15 protein-coding genes are annotated in these 14,749 nt (G+C 61.5%); 3 read left to right on the top strand and 12 right to left on the bottom strand.

Going from position 1 to position 14,749, the window contains the following annotated elements:
* Positions 1-42: 42 nt before the first annotated feature.
* Positions 43-1,458: an aminotransferase class V-fold PLP-dependent enzyme gene (locus tag ACR3E4_RS11985; RefSeq protein WP_480530449.1), complete on the bottom strand. Its 1,416-nt coding sequence runs from the start codon at positions 1,456-1,458 to the stop codon at positions 43-45.
* Between the two features lie 103 nt (positions 1,459-1,561).
* Between ACR3E4_RS11985 and ACR3E4_RS11980 the strand changes: the two genes are divergently transcribed.
* Positions 1,562-2,023 carry an Lrp/AsnC family transcriptional regulator gene (locus ACR3E4_RS11980; RefSeq protein WP_480530451.1) on the top strand — a complete coding sequence of 154 codons (462 nt, stop codon included), beginning with the start codon at positions 1,562-1,564 and terminating at the stop codon, positions 2,021-2,023.
* 127 nt (positions 2,024-2,150) lie between these two features.
* Here ACR3E4_RS11980 and rpsD read toward each other — a convergent pair whose 3' ends face one another.
* The 7 genes from rpsD to ACR3E4_RS11945 all read right to left on the bottom strand — a co-directional run bounded on the left by rpsD (position 2,151) and on the right by ACR3E4_RS11945 (position 9,415).
* On the bottom strand, positions 2,151-2,771 hold the full coding sequence (gene rpsD, locus ACR3E4_RS11975; RefSeq protein WP_170588769.1) for a 30S ribosomal protein S4: 621 nt from the start codon (positions 2,769-2,771) through the stop codon (positions 2,151-2,153).
* Between the two features lie 198 nt (positions 2,772-2,969).
* The gene (locus ACR3E4_RS11970; RefSeq protein ID WP_480530453.1) at positions 2,970-3,335 is read right to left on the bottom strand and encodes a hypothetical protein; all 366 of its coding nucleotides are present in this window, start codon (positions 3,333-3,335) and stop codon (positions 2,970-2,972) included.
* A gap of 323 nt (positions 3,336-3,658) precedes the next feature.
* Positions 3,659-4,669 carry an Ldh family oxidoreductase gene (locus ACR3E4_RS11965; protein ID WP_480530455.1) on the bottom strand — a complete coding sequence of 337 codons (1,011 nt, stop codon included), beginning with the start codon at positions 4,667-4,669 and terminating at the stop codon, positions 3,659-3,661.
* A 12-nt stretch (positions 4,670-4,681) separates the two neighbouring features.
* On the bottom strand, positions 4,682-5,308 hold the full coding sequence (locus tag ACR3E4_RS11960) for a DUF3726 domain-containing protein (RefSeq protein WP_480530457.1): 627 nt from the start codon (positions 5,306-5,308) through the stop codon (positions 4,682-4,684).
* The gene (locus tag ACR3E4_RS11955; RefSeq protein ID WP_480530459.1) at positions 5,305-6,993 is read right to left on the bottom strand and encodes a hypothetical protein; all 1,689 of its coding nucleotides are present in this window, start codon (positions 6,991-6,993) and stop codon (positions 5,305-5,307) included. The genes ACR3E4_RS11960 and ACR3E4_RS11955 overlap by 4 nt, the downstream gene beginning before the upstream one ends.
* A gap of 5 nt (positions 6,994-6,998) precedes the next feature.
* Positions 6,999-7,973 (bottom strand): membrane dipeptidase, encoded by a 975-nt coding sequence (locus ACR3E4_RS11950; RefSeq protein WP_480530461.1) that lies wholly within the window; start codon positions 7,971-7,973, stop codon positions 6,999-7,001.
* Complete coding sequence (locus tag ACR3E4_RS11945; RefSeq protein WP_480530463.1) at positions 7,973-9,415, bottom strand: aldehyde dehydrogenase family protein; 1,443 nt, start codon at positions 9,413-9,415, stop codon at positions 7,973-7,975. The genes ACR3E4_RS11950 and ACR3E4_RS11945 overlap by 1 nt, the downstream gene beginning before the upstream one ends.
* 101 nt (positions 9,416-9,516) lie before the next feature.
* Between ACR3E4_RS11945 and ACR3E4_RS11940 the strand changes: the two genes are divergently transcribed.
* Positions 9,517-10,389 (top strand): LysR family transcriptional regulator, encoded by an 873-nt coding sequence (locus ACR3E4_RS11940; protein WP_480530465.1) that lies wholly within the window; start codon positions 9,517-9,519, stop codon positions 10,387-10,389.
* A 124-nt stretch (positions 10,390-10,513) separates the two neighbouring features.
* A complete protein-coding gene (locus ACR3E4_RS11935; RefSeq protein WP_480530467.1) occupies positions 10,514-10,894 on the top strand; it encodes a hypothetical protein in 381 nt (126 codons plus the stop codon).
* On the opposite strand, the gene ACR3E4_RS11930 is transcribed toward ACR3E4_RS11935, so the two are convergent.
* From ACR3E4_RS11930 to ACR3E4_RS11915, 4 genes are read right to left on the bottom strand one after another with little or no spacing between them, the layout of a single operon-like run.
* Positions 10,891-11,136, bottom strand: a complete 246-nt coding sequence (locus ACR3E4_RS11930; protein ID WP_480530469.1) for a MoaD/ThiS family protein — start codon at positions 11,134-11,136, stop codon at positions 10,891-10,893. The genes ACR3E4_RS11935 and ACR3E4_RS11930 overlap by 4 nt on opposite strands.
* Positions 11,129-13,384 (bottom strand): xanthine dehydrogenase family protein molybdopterin-binding subunit, encoded by a 2,256-nt coding sequence (locus tag ACR3E4_RS11925; protein WP_480530471.1) that lies wholly within the window; start codon positions 13,382-13,384, stop codon positions 11,129-11,131. The genes ACR3E4_RS11930 and ACR3E4_RS11925 overlap by 8 nt, the downstream gene beginning before the upstream one ends.
* The gene (locus ACR3E4_RS11920) at positions 13,384-13,863 is read right to left on the bottom strand and encodes a (2Fe-2S)-binding protein (RefSeq protein ID WP_170591794.1); all 480 of its coding nucleotides are present in this window, start codon (positions 13,861-13,863) and stop codon (positions 13,384-13,386) included. Before ACR3E4_RS11920 ends, ACR3E4_RS11925 begins: the two co-directional genes overlap by 1 nt.
* Positions 13,860-14,726, bottom strand: coding sequence for an FAD binding domain-containing protein (locus tag ACR3E4_RS11915; RefSeq protein WP_480530473.1), 867 nt, complete (start codon positions 14,724-14,726; stop codon positions 13,860-13,862). Before ACR3E4_RS11915 ends, ACR3E4_RS11920 begins: the two co-directional genes overlap by 4 nt.
* Positions 14,727-14,749: the final 23 nt, after the last annotated feature.

Below are 14,749 nucleotides of genomic sequence, written 5' to 3'. Positions count from 1 at the left end.
CCTCATACCTGTCTCAACGGTTTGAGAAAAGTGGCAATTCCCTCAGGCTGCCTTGAAGCGGGCGGTCGCCGGATCGGCGTCGTAGAACGGTACATAGTCTTCGGTCCGACGCGACAACTCATTGACGCTGTCGATGATGAACTGAACCGTCTCTTCGCTCATGAGATATGAGAAGTTCAGGCGCACCCAGCCGGGTTTCTTCATCTCTTCCCCCGCCGACAAAGCCGCATGCAATTGGTCCGAGGTTTCCCGGTCGATCCCCAGCAAACGGTGCGCATAAGGCCCCGCGCAAGCACAGCCACCCCGCGCCTGTATCCCATAGATATCGCTAAGCATCCGCGTGAACAGTTGCTGATGCACCTGCTTCCCGGCGCGGTCCCGCACAAGGAATGAGAAGATCGGCAGACGATGCGTGTTCTGCACTCCCAGCAAGGTCAGGTGCGGATTGTCCGACCACCCCTCAAGCGCCATCTGATTATAGAGCGCTTCACGACGCGCGATCTCGTCTGTTCCGACCGCATCCTTGACCATGAACGCCAGCGCTGCGCGGATATCGCCAATGACATTGGGTGTTCCGGCTTCTTCCCGTGTCGCAAGGTCCACGCTGTAGTCATGCCGCCAGGGCGAGACAAAACTGACAGTTCCCCCACCCGGCCAGCTTGGGCAAGAGCGCTGAACCGCAGCCTGATTGACCACCAGCACACCAGAGGCCCCCGGCCCACCCGGAAACTTGTGCGGAGAGACCACGATCGCATCCTTGCGCGCATCCTCCGGGCCCATATCCATGGGCAAATACGGGCCACCACCAGCGTAATCCCAAACGGCCAGCGCCCCATGTGCTTTCAACAGCCGGGTCACCGGATCAGGATCGGTGATGATACCGGTGACGTTGGACGCCGCCGAGAATGATCCAATCACCAGATCGGCGCCGGCATGTTCCAGCAACGCGGCTTCCAGCGCTTGCATGTCCGGCCCGCCTTCGGCGGCTTCGGGAATTTCAATCACCTCCGCCTTGCTCTCACGCCACGGCAAGATGTTCGAATGATGTTCATACGGACCGATCAGCACAACCGGTTGATCAGCCTCTTGCACTCCCATCAGGCTGACCAACCGGTTGAGACCCGCAGTGGCGCCGGACCCGGTGAAGATCACCGCATCCTCTTCCCCGGCGCCAACGATGCGGGCGATCTCGGCCCGCGCTTCGCGACGCAGACGGGTCATGTATGAACCGCAATAGGAGGCTTCGGTGTGGCTGTTGGCATAAAACGGCAACACATGTGCAGCCACAAAATCCTCGACCTGCCGCAACGCGCGACCCGAGGCAACGTAATCCGCATATACAAGCGGTACGTCCTGATGCAGACCCGGGATGAGTACCCCCTCACCAATCAGCCCGTCGCGCAGAGCGTTCCCGTGAGCGGCAGATTGAATCTCTGTACGAAAGATGGACAAGGTCATTGCATAAGCTCCGTATTGCTACATCCAATGTGATTGAGCAGTGATGCAAAAACTTCCCCTATTTTTGCCTTTGAGAGCCAATATTTGTGTCATATGATTACATATGACCAATAATTTAGATCAAATCGACACAAACATCCTGAAAGAACTTCAAAAGGATGCCACCTTGTCCCAAAGAGAGCTGGCAGATCGGGTCGGCCTGTCCCAGAATGCCTGCTGGCGCCGCCTGAAAGCGTTGAACGAAAACGGTGTCCTACAGGGCTCCACCGCGCGGATCGCACGAGAGAAACTGGGCCTGAACCTCGTGGTCTTCGTCATGCTGCGCACCCGCCATCACTCAGCCGAATGGTTGCAAGCCTTTCGCCGCCACGTGCTGACCATACCGGAAGTGGTGGATTTTCACCGGATCGGCGGCGACTACGACTATCAGCTCAAAGTCGTCACGCAGGACATGGCCTCATATGACAAGGTCTACCAGCGACTGATCGAAAAGGTCGAACTGGACAGCGTCACATCATATTTCGCAATGGAAGCGATCGCCGAAAGCCGCCCCCTGCCTATCTGATCCGGTTCTTCATCTGGCCAAAAATATCTCGGGGGTGTCGCGCAGCGACGGGGGCAGAGCCCCCAACAGCAAACAAAAAAAGACCGCGCTGAAAGCGCGGCCTTTGAATTCATCAGGTCGGCGAAGATTAGTTCTTCGCGTAGAATTCGACGACCAGGTTCGGCTCCATGACGACCGGATAAGGCACATCGCCCAGGCCCGGCGCGCGCACGAAGGTCGCGGTCATTTTCGAGTGGTCGGCGTCGATGTAATCAGGCACATCACGCTCGGCCAGCGCAACAGCTTCCAGAACAACAGCCAGCTGCTTGGACTTGTCACGCACTTCGATCACGTCGCCTTCTTTGACGCGGTAGCTGGGGATGTTCACCCGCTTGCCGTTCACCTTGACGTGGCCGTGGTTCACGAACTGACGTGCAGCGAACACGGTCGGTACGAACTTGGCGCGGTAAACAACGGCGTCCAGACGGCGCTCCAGCAGGCCGATCAGGTTTTCACCGGTGTCGCCTTTGACGCGCTCGGCTTCGGCATAGATGCGGCGGAACTGCTTCTCGGTCAGGTCGCCATAGTAGCCTTTCAGCTTCTGCTTGGCGCGCAGCTGCAGACCGAAGTCCGACAGTTTGCCCTTGCGGCGCTGGCCGTGCTGGCCGGGGCCGTATTCGCGGCGGTTGACCGGGGATTTCGGACGACCCCAGATGTTTTCGCCCATCCGGCGGTCGATTTTGTACTTGGCAGACGTGCGTTTGGTCACGGCTGATCTCCTTCGTTTTGGTCGAGGCCCTGCGGGCCACTATGAAGGGCGTTGTCCTCTTGGGGTCTCCCCCATGACAGGCATCCCCTTGCGGGGGCCACCAACACCAATGATGCCGCGCTTATATCTGCAGCGTCGGCAGAGTCAACACGTCCCGGCACCCTAAAGGCGCAAATTCCGGCTTAGTCAAAATCAGGGTTATTCTGCCGCGAAGGCCGCCACATTGGGCATAGCGCTCCGTGCGGATGGCGGCATCGACGGAAAGGCGACAACCGCGCCATCACCGGCCTGACTGATCGATGCAGGCTCAACCTGATCGGCTGCGGCGCTGATCCAGAACTCCTGTCCCGGTTCCGGGCATCCGTTCTCGAAGACCAAAACAGGAGCGGCCTCACCAACGATCATCACCAGCCTGGCTTCGAAAGTCTGGGCCCCGTTGGACAGTTCAATCCTGTCGCTCTCTAAACCGGTCTGACCAGCGCTGCCCTGCGACCATGCCAACAGCTCGGCAACAACGTTGGTTGCTGCCGTCCGCTCGGCCATCTCGACAAGCGCTTCAGTCAATTGAAGTGCGCGTCCACGCCAGGACCACGCTGACCCAACAGACAACAGGTCAAGAGGCGCCGCCTCCAGACCGTCAACTTCCGTCTGAGTCCAAGATATAGCTATTCGACCGCTGTCACCGGTTCTCATCTGCCCGCCCGCACTTTTACTCATCCCACTTATAACGCGACCTGTTTATCAACGTTAAAATGGGCAGAAAAGAGACCGAAATGCAGCATTCACGAAAATGTTGCTTAAGAACAAACTCAGACTGAGACTTGATTCGCTCTTGGGCCGCAACTGCACGCCAACGCGCCGCCATCGGCGGCACGTCGCCCTGTTTCCTACCCCAGCAAAGCCTCGATCCGGGCAAGCGTGGCCACATTGACTGCAACCCCCTGCTCGGCGGCCTGCTCGCGGTTGCCGCGACGCCCGTCGCCGGGCAGATGCGCACCTTCCTGCACCCGGATCGCCGAGACGAGTTGGGATATTCCTTCAGCAAAGTCGCCCGTTCCCGTCGCCTCGGGATCGATCGCAATGAAGAACTGTCCGGTCTTTGGCGGTCCACCCGCCGTTCCCGAGAAGGGCGAGGCATGGATGCCCAGCGTAGCCCCGGTCAGGGCAGCGGCCAAAACCTCGGTCAGCAACGCGACGCCGACGCCTTTATAGCCGCCGGACGGTGCCATCGACCCCTTGAGGCCCACATTCGGATCAGTGGTCGGATTGCCGTCGGCATCCAAAGCCCAGCCCACCGGGATCGGTTTGCCTTCGCGGGCGTGTTTCATGACCTCGCTCTTGGCGATGGTGCTGGCACTTTGGTCGATCAGAAGGGCAGGCTGGCCGTCGTCTCCGGGAACGGCGAGCGAGAACGGGTTGGTCCCCACCACCGGCTTGGCACCACCGGACGGCGCAATCGAGGCCGGTGCGTTGGTGAATCCAAGTCCCACAAGGCCTGCCTGCGCCAGTCGATAGGTGTGATACCCCAGCACGCCGCAATTATAGCTGTTCCGGATTGCCAGCACCGCGACACCCTGCGCGCGCGCTGCAGGAATCAGCGCCTCAAAACCTGCGTCAATCGCCGCATGAGCAAACCCGGTCGCCGCATCGACCGCCACCACACCGGGGCGCGGTTGAGTCAGCTGCGGTGAGGCCTGCCCGTCCACCTTGCCGCACTGAACATGCTCGGCATAGATCGGGATATAGGCCAACCCATGGCTTGCCACCCCGTCCGCCTCGGTCGCTGCCGTGGCCACCGCCAGCGGGCGTGCGTTTTCGGCGCTGGTGCCCACGGCAACCAATGCGCGGAAGGACAGATCCTCGATCTCGGCCAGTGTCAGTGTTTTGGTTTCAATCATTGTGGCCTCTTGTCAGTCGTTATCGGAAAGCCCGGCACCGGCGCCCAGCCGCCGCGATTCCTCGGTGGCGGGGGCATAGGTGCGATGGGCGAATTGGTTCAGGATGTCCCAGACCTTTGGATCTGGCGTGGCGCGGTCATGCAACGGACGGGCCGTGCTCGGCGCGGCACCCGTTTGCAGCGTGACCCGGTCGGCACGCTCGGGCAGCGGGCCCGACAGGTTCAGGCAAAAACCGTCAGTCACCGCCGTCACACCGTCAAAATCCAGTTCCACACACTGACCCAACTGCCGCGCCGCATAGCCCGCAAAGGGCAACAGCATGGAGGGGGCTTCGACATTGTGCAGATGCAGTGGTCCGTCCTTCAGCATCGCCGCCCGGTCGGACAGCGCCGCGCCGGTGGCCAGCGGGCACAGCGCCGCTGCCCCCTGCCAGTCCTGCGTGTGCGTCGCGCTGACCGGGGTCGCCTTGGCCAGATCGGCCTGCAGAACCTGCGCCAGCGTCGCACAGCCCGACAGACCCTGCGCGCACAGCCAGCGCGTGGCCTTGGCCGCCTCTTCCGCCAGACCCCAGCCATACCCTGCGCCACGCGCGGCGCGTTTGGCGGTGGCTTCGACCTCGTTCAATGCAAAGCGGCTCATGATTGCGCCTCCGGATAGACCCACAGATCGGCAGTGTCGGATGTCAGTTCATCCGGATAGGGCGCACCCGCATACATGCAGACCCGCACCCAACGGTCCGAGCGGGGGTCGAAATGCGTGACCCCAAAAAACGACAGCTTGGCGCGCAGCATGTCGATGGGCAGCACCTTGTCGCTGATCGTGTTGTCGTGGATTTCGCCATAGGGTGCAATACGGCTCATCTGGGCGCGGCGCACGCTGTGGCGGTGTTCGGGATGGTGCAACAGGAAATCGGCGACCGAGCTTTCGGCATCGCTGTCCGCCAGCGCCGCGAACAGCGCGGCAGCATCGCGGGCCGGGGCCAGCGGTTGCTCGTACTCGGCAATCGGTTCCTCGAACCGCTCGCCCAGACGCGGCTCCAGCTTTTCTTCGGATACATACCAGGCACGGGCGCAGTTTTCGCGCGCCGACCAGTCGCGATCCAGCGCCCAGCCAAAGCTGGTGCGCAGCAGATCGCGCAGCGCGGCGATGGTCATCGCGCCGTCGATGATGAACGCGTCGGTGTTGCTGTCGGCCATGCAGGTGGCCAGCCCGTCCACCAGATCGCCATAGGGCTCCAACATCAGCGAGGCCAGCATTTCCTGCCCCTCCTCGCTCAGCGCCTGTTGCGACCAGCGCAGCAGGCGGTCCCATGGGTAATCGGCGCGCAAATCAGCGTCGCCCAGATGCGCGCGCAGCGCGGTCAGGTCCCGATTCAGATCGGCCAACTTGTCAATCTGGATCGGATGCTCCGAAGACCAGCGGGCGACGTTTTCCTCGCTGCGGGCCAGCAGAGACAGGAACTGCGCCGCCTCATCTGCGCTGGCGGTTTCAACCGCGCGCACGCGGGCGATGGCCTCTTCCCGGGCCATGATCCAGTTGTTGAACAGCACCGGATGGTTGACGATATAAGGCGCCATGCCCAGACCGGTGGAGTTGCCAATGCCCAGTCGCGCAGCCAAATCCGGGCTCAGCTGTGCGGCAGTGTCACCCCCACGCGCCCGCGCCATGTGGTTGACCAGGTCGCGCACGAACCAGCGGGTCAGATAGACCGACAGCATCTCGGCCTGAAACGGCACCAGCATCTCGGGGCGATCGGCGATCTGTTCCCGATCCGCCGCGCCCAGCTTGCCCGAACCATAAACGGCCGTGGTGCGCATCAGATAACCGACCGCATCGGCCTTGTCGGCGTCGGGCTGGCGGCCGGCGGCCAGCGCCTCGACAAAATGATCCCACAGACGGACCGAGCGATTGGCCCGGCTGACCGAGATTTCGCTGTCGGTGACACGGCCCGCCTCTTGCAGCGGCACGTTCTGCGACAGGCGTTCGATGTCGGCCTTGGTGGGCACGCCGTCGAACAGGGTAAAGGTGGCATCCCACGCCGTGGCGATCACCCGGTCCGAGCGCATCTCGGGCGGCAGATCATGGGCAAAAGCGACCAGCGAATAGGCCCGTTCCGGCCCCTGCGCCGTGTAAACCGCGTGACCAACCCCCTTGTCGTCAATGTCGAAAGCCGGGCGCGCAAAGCTCCAGTTTTCCTCGGCCATGCGGCGCGTCAGCACCCGCATGAAACTGAGACGGCATTGATGCAGCGAGCCCAGCCGCGACAGGCGCATCACTGTCGCTGGGTCCCGCCGGGGGATGGTCGTTTGCGCGGTTTTGTCCATATGGTCTATCCTTGGGGGGTGAAGTTTTCGGCGAAGAACCGGTACCAGTTCTTGCCCATGATCCCGGCCACTTCTTCGTCGTTCAGGCCGGTCGCGCGTAACCCGTTTTCAATATTGCCAAAATGGCGGTTGTCTTCAAACCATGACGGCATCGGCGGGAAACCGGGGGCCGAGGCCGAGCCTTCGCCATAGTCGATTTCCTTGGTCCAGCGACCCACACGCATCCATTCGACAACGCTGTCGGGTTGATCCTGACACAGGTCGGTGCCGATCCCCAAATGCTGGGCGCCGTATTTGTCAGCCGTGCGGGCAATCATCTCGCAGAAGCTTTCCAACGTGCAGTTGGACTTGTCTTTCAGGTGATGAGGGTAGACCGAAAAGCCGAGCATCCCACCGTTTTGTGTCACCGCACAGATCACGTCGTCGCGCTTGTTGCGCAGCGCGGGTGACCATTCGTGCGGATTGGCGTGAGTGATGGCGATGGGACGCTCGGACAGTTCGGCGGCCTCGATGGTCGACCGGTCCGCCGAATGGCTCATGTCGACAACAAGACCTACACGGTTCATTTCCTTGATCACCTGCTTGCCCATACGGGTGATGCCGGTGTCTTCGGCCTCGTAACAGCCGGTCGCCAGCAGCGACTGGTTGTTATAGGTGAGTTGCATGAAACGGGCACCCAGATCATGCAAAATCTCGACCAGCCCGATATCGTCTTCGATGGGGCTGGGGTTCTGGAACCCGAAGAACACCGCCGTCCGCCCGGTTTCCCGCGCGGTGTCGATGTCGCTGGCCCAGCGGCCTTTCATGATCAGGTCGGGATATTGCTCGAACCAGCGGTTCCACTTCTCGAAATTCAGAACCGTTTCGCGGAAATTCTCGTGATACGAGATGGTGACGTGGATCGCGTCCACGCCCCCTTCACGCAGTTGGCGGAATATCTTCTCCGACCAGTTGGCATATTGCAGCCCGTCGATCAGCATCAGACCGGGCCTGCGCTGATATAGGCGGTCTTAACGGTGGTGTAGAATTCCGCCGCCGCCTTGCCCTGTTCACGCGGCCCGTACGAACTGTCGCCGCGACCGCCGAACGGTACGTGATAGTCGGTGCCTGCGGTGGGCAGATTCACGGTCACCACACCGGTACGCGCATTGCGGCGGAAATGGGTGGCGCGGGCCAGCGATTTGGTCACGATGCCCGAGGTCAGGCCGAAATTGGTGTCGTTGACCACGCTCAGCGCCTCGTCATAGCTGCCAACCTTGATGACGCTGGTCAGAGGCGCGAACATTTCCTCGCGGTTGATGCGCATGTCGTTGGTGGTGTTCAGGAACACGCCCGGCGACATGTAGAAGCCGTCATGCGGCATTTCCAGACGCTGCCCACCACAGGCCAGCTCGGCCCCTTCGGACTTGCCCAGATCGACATAAGCCAGGTTTTCGTTCAACTGCTGCTGGCTGACAACGGGACCCATCTGAGTGCCCTCTTCCAGCGCGTGGCCGACCTTCATCGCCTGCGCGCCTGCAACCAGTTTCTCGACAAAGGCATCGTGGATGCCCGCGTGAACCACCAGTCGCGACGAGGCGGTGCATTTCTGCCCGGTGCCGCCAAACGCGCCACCCAGCGCCAGCGTCACCGCCAGATCCAGATCGGCGTCGTCCATCACGGCCAGCGCGTTTTTCGACCCCATTTCCATCTGTACCTTGGTCAGGTTCTGGATCGCCGCCGCAGCGATGCCCTTGCCCACCGGAACCGAGCCGGTGAAGGAAATCGCGTTGACCTTGGGGCTTTCCACCAGACGCTGGCCAATTGAACGACCCGAGCCCATCACCAGGCTGAACAGACCTTTGGGAATGTCTTGACGTTCAATGATCTCGGTCAGAGCCACAGCCGAAGCAGGCGTGATGTTGGCCGGTTTCCAGACAACCGCGTTGCCATAGCACAACGCCGGCGCGATCTTCCACGACGCAGTCGCGGTCGGGAAGTTCCACGGGCTGATGATGGCGACAACGCCTACGGCTTCGCGGCGCACGTCGATTTCAATGTCAGGGCGCACAGAATCAGCGTTTTCACCGATCTGACGCAGGCATTCGGCAGCGTAGTAGGTAAAGAACTGACCTGCACGGAACACCTCGCCCTTGCCTTCGGCCAGCGGCTTGCCTTCTTCGCGGGCCAGCAGCGTGCCCAGCTCTTCTGCGCGGGCCATCAACTCGTTGCCAATGGCGTTCAGCACGGCCTGCTTGCGTTCCAGCCCGTAAGCCGCCCATTCGGCCTGCGCGACGCGCGCCTGATCCAGCGTCGCCTCAAGCTGATCCGCGCTGGCTTGCGCGAACATGCCGACCAGATCGCTCAGGTCCGAGGGGTTACGGTTTTCAATTTCGCTTTCGCCTGCCAGCCATTCGCCGGCGATCAGGTTCAGTTTGGTCACGATGCGCGCCCCATGTCAGAATTTGTCCGCCACAGGATGGATTTTTTTGGCGGCATCAGTCAAACTCAATTTACTGAAGATAATTTCAAGAAAACTGAAGTATGACACTCAAGATCGAAATGCTGCGCTGCTTTTGCACGGTTGCTCAAACCGGCAATCTGGTCGAGGCGGCAGACCGGCTGGGGCGCACGCAATCGGCCCTGTCGATGACGCTGAAGCAGCTTGAGGATCATTTGGGCAAGAAACTCTTTGAAGGTGAGCGCAAGAACCGTTTGTCCCCTTTGGGAGAGCAAGTGTTCGATCTGGCCTTGCAACAGGTTCGTCAGTTCGATCAGACGGTTCAGAATATCGAGGCCGCAGCCCGTGCGGAACAGGGGCTGATCCGCATTGTCTCGGTCCCGTCGGTCGGTGCACTGATCTTTCCAAGTCTGTTGGAGCATATGAGCAAGCAGTTCCCCGGCGTGCAGATTGATCTGCGGGACACCGACACCCAACAGGTGCTGGACGCCCTGAGCCGCGATCAGGCCGATATCGGCATCGCTTCGGGGCAGCATGCGCTGAATGGGGTCCGTGCCGTTCCCTTGTTCGCGGATGCGTTTGGCCTTGTGGCGGCCTCGGATCATCCGTTGATCACGCAGGAAACCCCTCCGACCATCGCGGAATTGCATCGGGCACCGTTCATACACAACAGGCTGTGCGACCTGATCCGAACACCGGATTTCGCACCCGTCTCAGAGGCTGCCGAGGTCACCATCCACAACACACATTCACTGATCACGATGGTGCGATCCGGCAAGTGGGTCACCGTTCTGCCTCAGACAGCAGCCGAGTTCTTGCCGTTGGAGGTCGCCTTCCGCCCCATCCTGAACCTGCACGACAAGCGGCAGGTCTATCTTTATGTGCGCGAAAGGACCCGGTTCACTTCCCTTACCGAGGCCTGCAGCCGGTTTATCCTGTCTCACGGCTTCTCCTGATCGCTGACCGCCGCCGCAGAACACAGTCTCTCGCCCGGCTGTGAGCAGGATTTATTGGGCCGAGCGCCTGCGCGATCACATCTTTCTGTCAGGCCCACATGTGGTGGCAGAGATAGGAGAGATGATGAAACAACCCATCAATACATATCTGTCCGCGCTAATTGTTCTACTGGCCGGACAAGCCGCGAGCGCGCAAGGGGCCGCGGTGTTCAACCCATCGGGCAACAAAACCAGTTCTGCCTTTGCCGCCTTTGCAAGCACATCGGCCACCCGCCCTCATACGGATGCTGTCAGACCCGCGCAGGCAATCTTTCCGATCCTGAAAGTCGGCGGCCACAAGCCGAAGATCAAATTGAAAATATACAAGAAACCAAAAGTGAAGAGGCAGTATTACCACCCGGCATACAAGCACTATAAGTATCGCGCACAAAGGCCATACCTGAAGCACAGAGGGTATCGCACACCGTATTACCGCTTTGCCCCCAAACGGTACCGGCGGCATTAACCGCCGCGCAGCCTCTGCATCAGATAGATTTCGCTGCCTTCGGGTATGGGTTCGGTCAAGCCGCTTGCGATGACGCGCCCATCGATGGCGATGGACACGCCCGCGTCTATCGGGGCCTGAAGCTGCGGATGCGCCCGGACCAGTTCGCGCAGCAGTTCTCCGGTGGTTTTGGCCTCAACCTCCACCACCTGCTGGCCCCCGGTCAGTGACCGGAGACCGGACCAGAGGTGGACCTCAACCATTGTCCTTGAGCGCGGCCAGAATGCGCGGCGGCGACATCGGCAGTTGCCGCATCCGAACGCCCGCCGCATGGGACACTGCGTTGGCGATGGCGGCCAAAGGCGGCACGATTCCCGTCTCACCCACGCCGCGCACCCCAAACGGGTGGCCGGGGTTGGGCACTTCGACAATTACCGTGTCGATCATCGGCAGATCGCTGGCAACCGGGATGCGGTAGTCGAGGAAGATCGAGTTCTGCAGACGACCGTCGTCGCCATAGATATATTCCTCGTTCAGCGCCCAGCCGATACCCTGCGCGGCACCGCCCTGATACTGACCTTCCACATAGGTCGGGTGGATCGCCTTGCCCGCGTCCTGAATGACCGTATAGCGGGTGATGCTGGTTTTGCCGGTTTCCGGGTCAACCTCGGCATCGACGATATGGGTGCCGAACGACACGCCCGCGCCCTCAGGCGTGGCCTCGAAATGGCCCGAGATCGGACCACCGGTCGCGCCCATGTCAGACGTGATCTCGGCCAAGGGCATCGGGTCGAAATCGCCCGCATTGGGGCCCGAGGGCACGGCGCAGCCGTCTTCCCATTTCACCGCGTCAGTCGGGATACCCCATTTGGCCGCTGCGCGTTCGCACAGTTTCTCGACCGCGTGGCGCGCCGCCTTGATGGTGGCCAGACCAGAGGCATAGGTCACGCGGCTGCCGTGGCTGACGTCGTTATATCCCAGCGAGGCGGTATCCGCGACGGTGACACGGATGTTCTCATACGGGATGCCCAAAACCTCGGCCGCCATAAGCGCCATCGACGCGCGCGAGCCGCCAATGTCGGGCGTGCCGACCATCAACTGGGCCGAGCCATCCTCGGACAGAGCCAAAGACACGCTGGTCTCACCGCCATGGTTGAACCAGAAGCCGCAGGAAATCCCGCGCCCCTGCCCCGGTTTCAGCGGTGCCGCGTAATGCGGATGCGCCTTGGCAGCCTCCAGCGTTTCGACCAGACCGATCCGTTCGTAGGTCGGGCCATAGCTGGCCTTGGTTCCTTCATGGGCGGCGTTTTTCAGGCGAACATCGATGGGGTCGAGACCCAGTTTTTTGCACAGCTCATCAATCACCGACTCGACCGCAAAAGCCCCCATCGGCGCGCCCGGCGCACGATAGGCGGCCTGTTTCGGACGGTTGGCCAGCACGTCATAGCCCACCTGCCGCACATTGGTCAGGTTATAGGGCGCAAAGGCACACATGGCGGTCATGTCGCCGGGCGCGCCGGGAAAGGCGCCGCCCTGCAGGCGGAAAATGCCTTCGGCAGCGGTGATGGTGCCATCTTTCTTCATGCCGATCTTGATATCCATCGACGCGGATGAGGTCGGACCGGTCGCCCGGAACACTTCGGACCGGGTCATCACGATCTTGACCGGCCGGTTGGCCTTGCGGCTCAGCGCCAGCGCGACAGGTTCGATGAACACCGTGGTCTTGCCGCCGAACCCTCCGCCGATTTCCGACGCGGTCACCCGCAGTTGCGAAGTTTCGATCCCCAGCAGCGCAGCGCAGGTCTTCTGTGCGATCCAGTGGCCTTGGGTGGTGCACCACAGCTCACCCTTGCCGTCATTGCCCAGCATCCCCAGACAGGCGTGCGGTTCGATATAACCCTGATGGGTGGCCTCGGTGACAAAGCTGTCCTCGATGACCAGATCGGCCTCGGCAAACCCGGCCTCGACATCGCCGTGACCGCTTTCGTGATAACGCACGACGTTCGGGTGCATCCCCTCGGGCACGGAATAATCCGCAGCGCCTTCGCGGATCACCGGCGCGTCCGGGGCCATCGCCTTGTCCACGTCCGTCACATGGGGCAGCACCTCGTATTCAACCTCGATCAATTTGAGCGCATCGCGCGCCGCCAGGGCGGAGGTCGCCGCAACCGCAGCCACCGCATGCCCGTCATAAAGCGCCTTTTCACCCGCCATGACGTTTTCCAGCACGTTCCAGAATTCGCCTTCCAGACCGGGGAAGAACGGCACATCGGCAAAATCGGCACGCGTCACCACGGCTTTGACGTCTTTGTGAGCCTCGGCTTTCGACGCATCGATCCTGACAATCCGCGCGTGCGCATGGGGTGAGCGCAGGACCGCACCGTGCAGCATCCCGGGCGCATAGGCGTCCGCGCCGAACTTGGCGCGACCGGTGACCTTGTCCAGACCGTCGGGGCGGTCCGGGCGGGTGCCAACGAATGTAAATTCGGATTTGCGATTGTCCAGAGCCATTATGACGCCTCCCGCATCTCAGCCGCCGTATCCATCACGGCGCGAATGATCTTGTCATACCCGGTGCAGCGGCACAGGTTGCCTGCCAGCCAATACCGGGTCTCTTCCTCGGTCGGGTCGGGGTTCTTTTCCAGCAGCGACTTGGCCGCCACCAGAATGCCCGGAGTGCAGATACCACATTGCAGGGCGGCATATTCGATCATCTTTTTCTGCAGCGGATGCAGAACATCCCCGTCGGCGATGCCTTCGACGGTTTCGATCTGCTTGCCCTCGGCCTCGACGCCCAGCATCAGGCAGGAACAGACCAGACGGCCATCAACGCTGACCGAACAGGCCCCGCAATCGCCGGTGCCGCAGCCCTCTTTCGCGCCGGTCAGGTTCAGCTTGTCACGCAGACAATCCAGCAGGGTTTCGCGCGGGTCGCACAGATATTCGACCGCGTCCCCGTTGACGGTGGTGGATACGTGGAACTTGCTCATGCTTGCTCTCCCTTGGCGCGGGCATAGGCGATTTTGGCGGCGCGTTTGGCCAGCACGCCGGCGACCTCAGTGCGGAATTCAATGGTGCCGCGCTTGTCGTCGATCGGATTGCAGGCGGCCGATGCCGCAGCAGCCAGCGCATCCAGCGCCGCATCGTCCAGCGTGCTGCCGATGATCGCTTTAGCGCAGTCCTCGACCAACAAAACGGTTGGTGCCACGGCCCCCAATGATACACGGGCCTCGGTGATGGTGTCGCCATCCAGACGCAGGTTCACGCCAACGCCAACCACCGCGATATCCATCTCGGTGCGCGGAATGAAACGCAGATAGGCATCCCCCGCGTTGTCACCGCGCGCGGGTATGTTCACCGCCGAGATCAGTTCACCTTTGGCCAGCGAGGTTTTACCGGGTCCGGTGGGTATATCCTCAACCGCAACTTCTCGCGTGCCTGCCGGACCAGTGACAGTAACGGTGACGCCCGCGGCAACCATGGCGGGAACCGAATCCGCCGCCGGAGAGCCATTGCACAGATTGCCCGTCAGCGTGGCCCGGCCCTGCACCTGAGTCGATCCGATCAGGTCCATCGCCTCGACCACGCCGGGCCAGTCACGGCCCAGTTCGGGGTGCTCGCTCATTTCGGCACCGGTGGCGGCGATGCCCAGCGTCCAGCTGCCATCGGCATTGCGCGTTATGTCGCTGACACCGTCGATCTTCTTGATGTCGATCAGCGTATCCGGTGTCACCAGATCCGAGCGCAGCTGCACCAGAACATCGGTGCCGCCTGCAAGAAACCGCGTGATGCCCGTTGCATTCGCAGCCAGAGCCGACGCCTCGGCAAAGCTGGCGGGGCTGTGATAGTCCATGAAAATACCTCGCACCTGTTGAT

It is taken from the genome of Ruegeria sp. AP11, from assembly GCF_056535865.1.
The sequence above is the reverse complement of the archived record's forward strand: the minus strand, read 5'-3'. Positions and strand labels throughout refer to the sequence as shown.

Excerpts from the sequence above, each read along its gene's own strand:
- ACR3E4_RS11985 (WP_480530449.1), bottom strand. The coding sequence starts at position 1,458 with ATGACCTTGTCCATCTTTCGTACAGAGATTCAATCTGCCGCTCACGGG.
- ACR3E4_RS11980 (WP_480530451.1), top strand. The coding sequence starts at position 1,562 with ATGACCAATAATTTAGATCAAATCGACACAAACATCCTGAAAGAACTT.
- ACR3E4_RS11965 (WP_480530455.1), bottom strand. The coding sequence starts at position 4,669 with ATGATTGAAACCAAAACACTGACACTGGCCGAGATCGAGGATCTGTCC.
- ACR3E4_RS11960 (WP_480530457.1), bottom strand. The coding sequence starts at position 5,308 with ATGAGCCGCTTTGCATTGAACGAGGTCGAAGCCACCGCCAAACGCGCC.
- ACR3E4_RS11955 (WP_480530459.1), bottom strand. The coding sequence starts at position 6,993 with ATGGACAAAACCGCGCAAACGACCATCCCCCGGCGGGACCCAGCGACA.
- ACR3E4_RS11950 (WP_480530461.1), bottom strand. The coding sequence starts at position 7,973 with ATGCTGATCGACGGGCTGCAATATGCCAACTGGTCGGAGAAGATATTC.
- ACR3E4_RS11940 (WP_480530465.1), top strand. The coding sequence starts at position 9,517 with ATGACACTCAAGATCGAAATGCTGCGCTGCTTTTGCACGGTTGCTCAA.
- ACR3E4_RS11935 (WP_480530467.1), top strand. The coding sequence starts at position 10,514 with ATGAAACAACCCATCAATACATATCTGTCCGCGCTAATTGTTCTACTG.
- ACR3E4_RS11930 (WP_480530469.1), bottom strand. The coding sequence starts at position 11,136 with ATGGTTGAGGTCCACCTCTGGTCCGGTCTCCGGTCACTGACCGGGGGC.
- ACR3E4_RS11925 (WP_480530471.1), bottom strand. The coding sequence starts at position 13,384 with ATGGCTCTGGACAATCGCAAATCCGAATTTACATTCGTTGGCACCCGC.
- ACR3E4_RS11920 (WP_170591794.1), bottom strand. The coding sequence starts at position 13,863 with ATGAGCAAGTTCCACGTATCCACCACCGTCAACGGGGACGCGGTCGAA.
- ACR3E4_RS11915 (WP_480530473.1), bottom strand. The coding sequence starts at position 14,726 with ATGGACTATCACAGCCCCGCCAGCTTTGCCGAGGCGTCGGCTCTGGCT.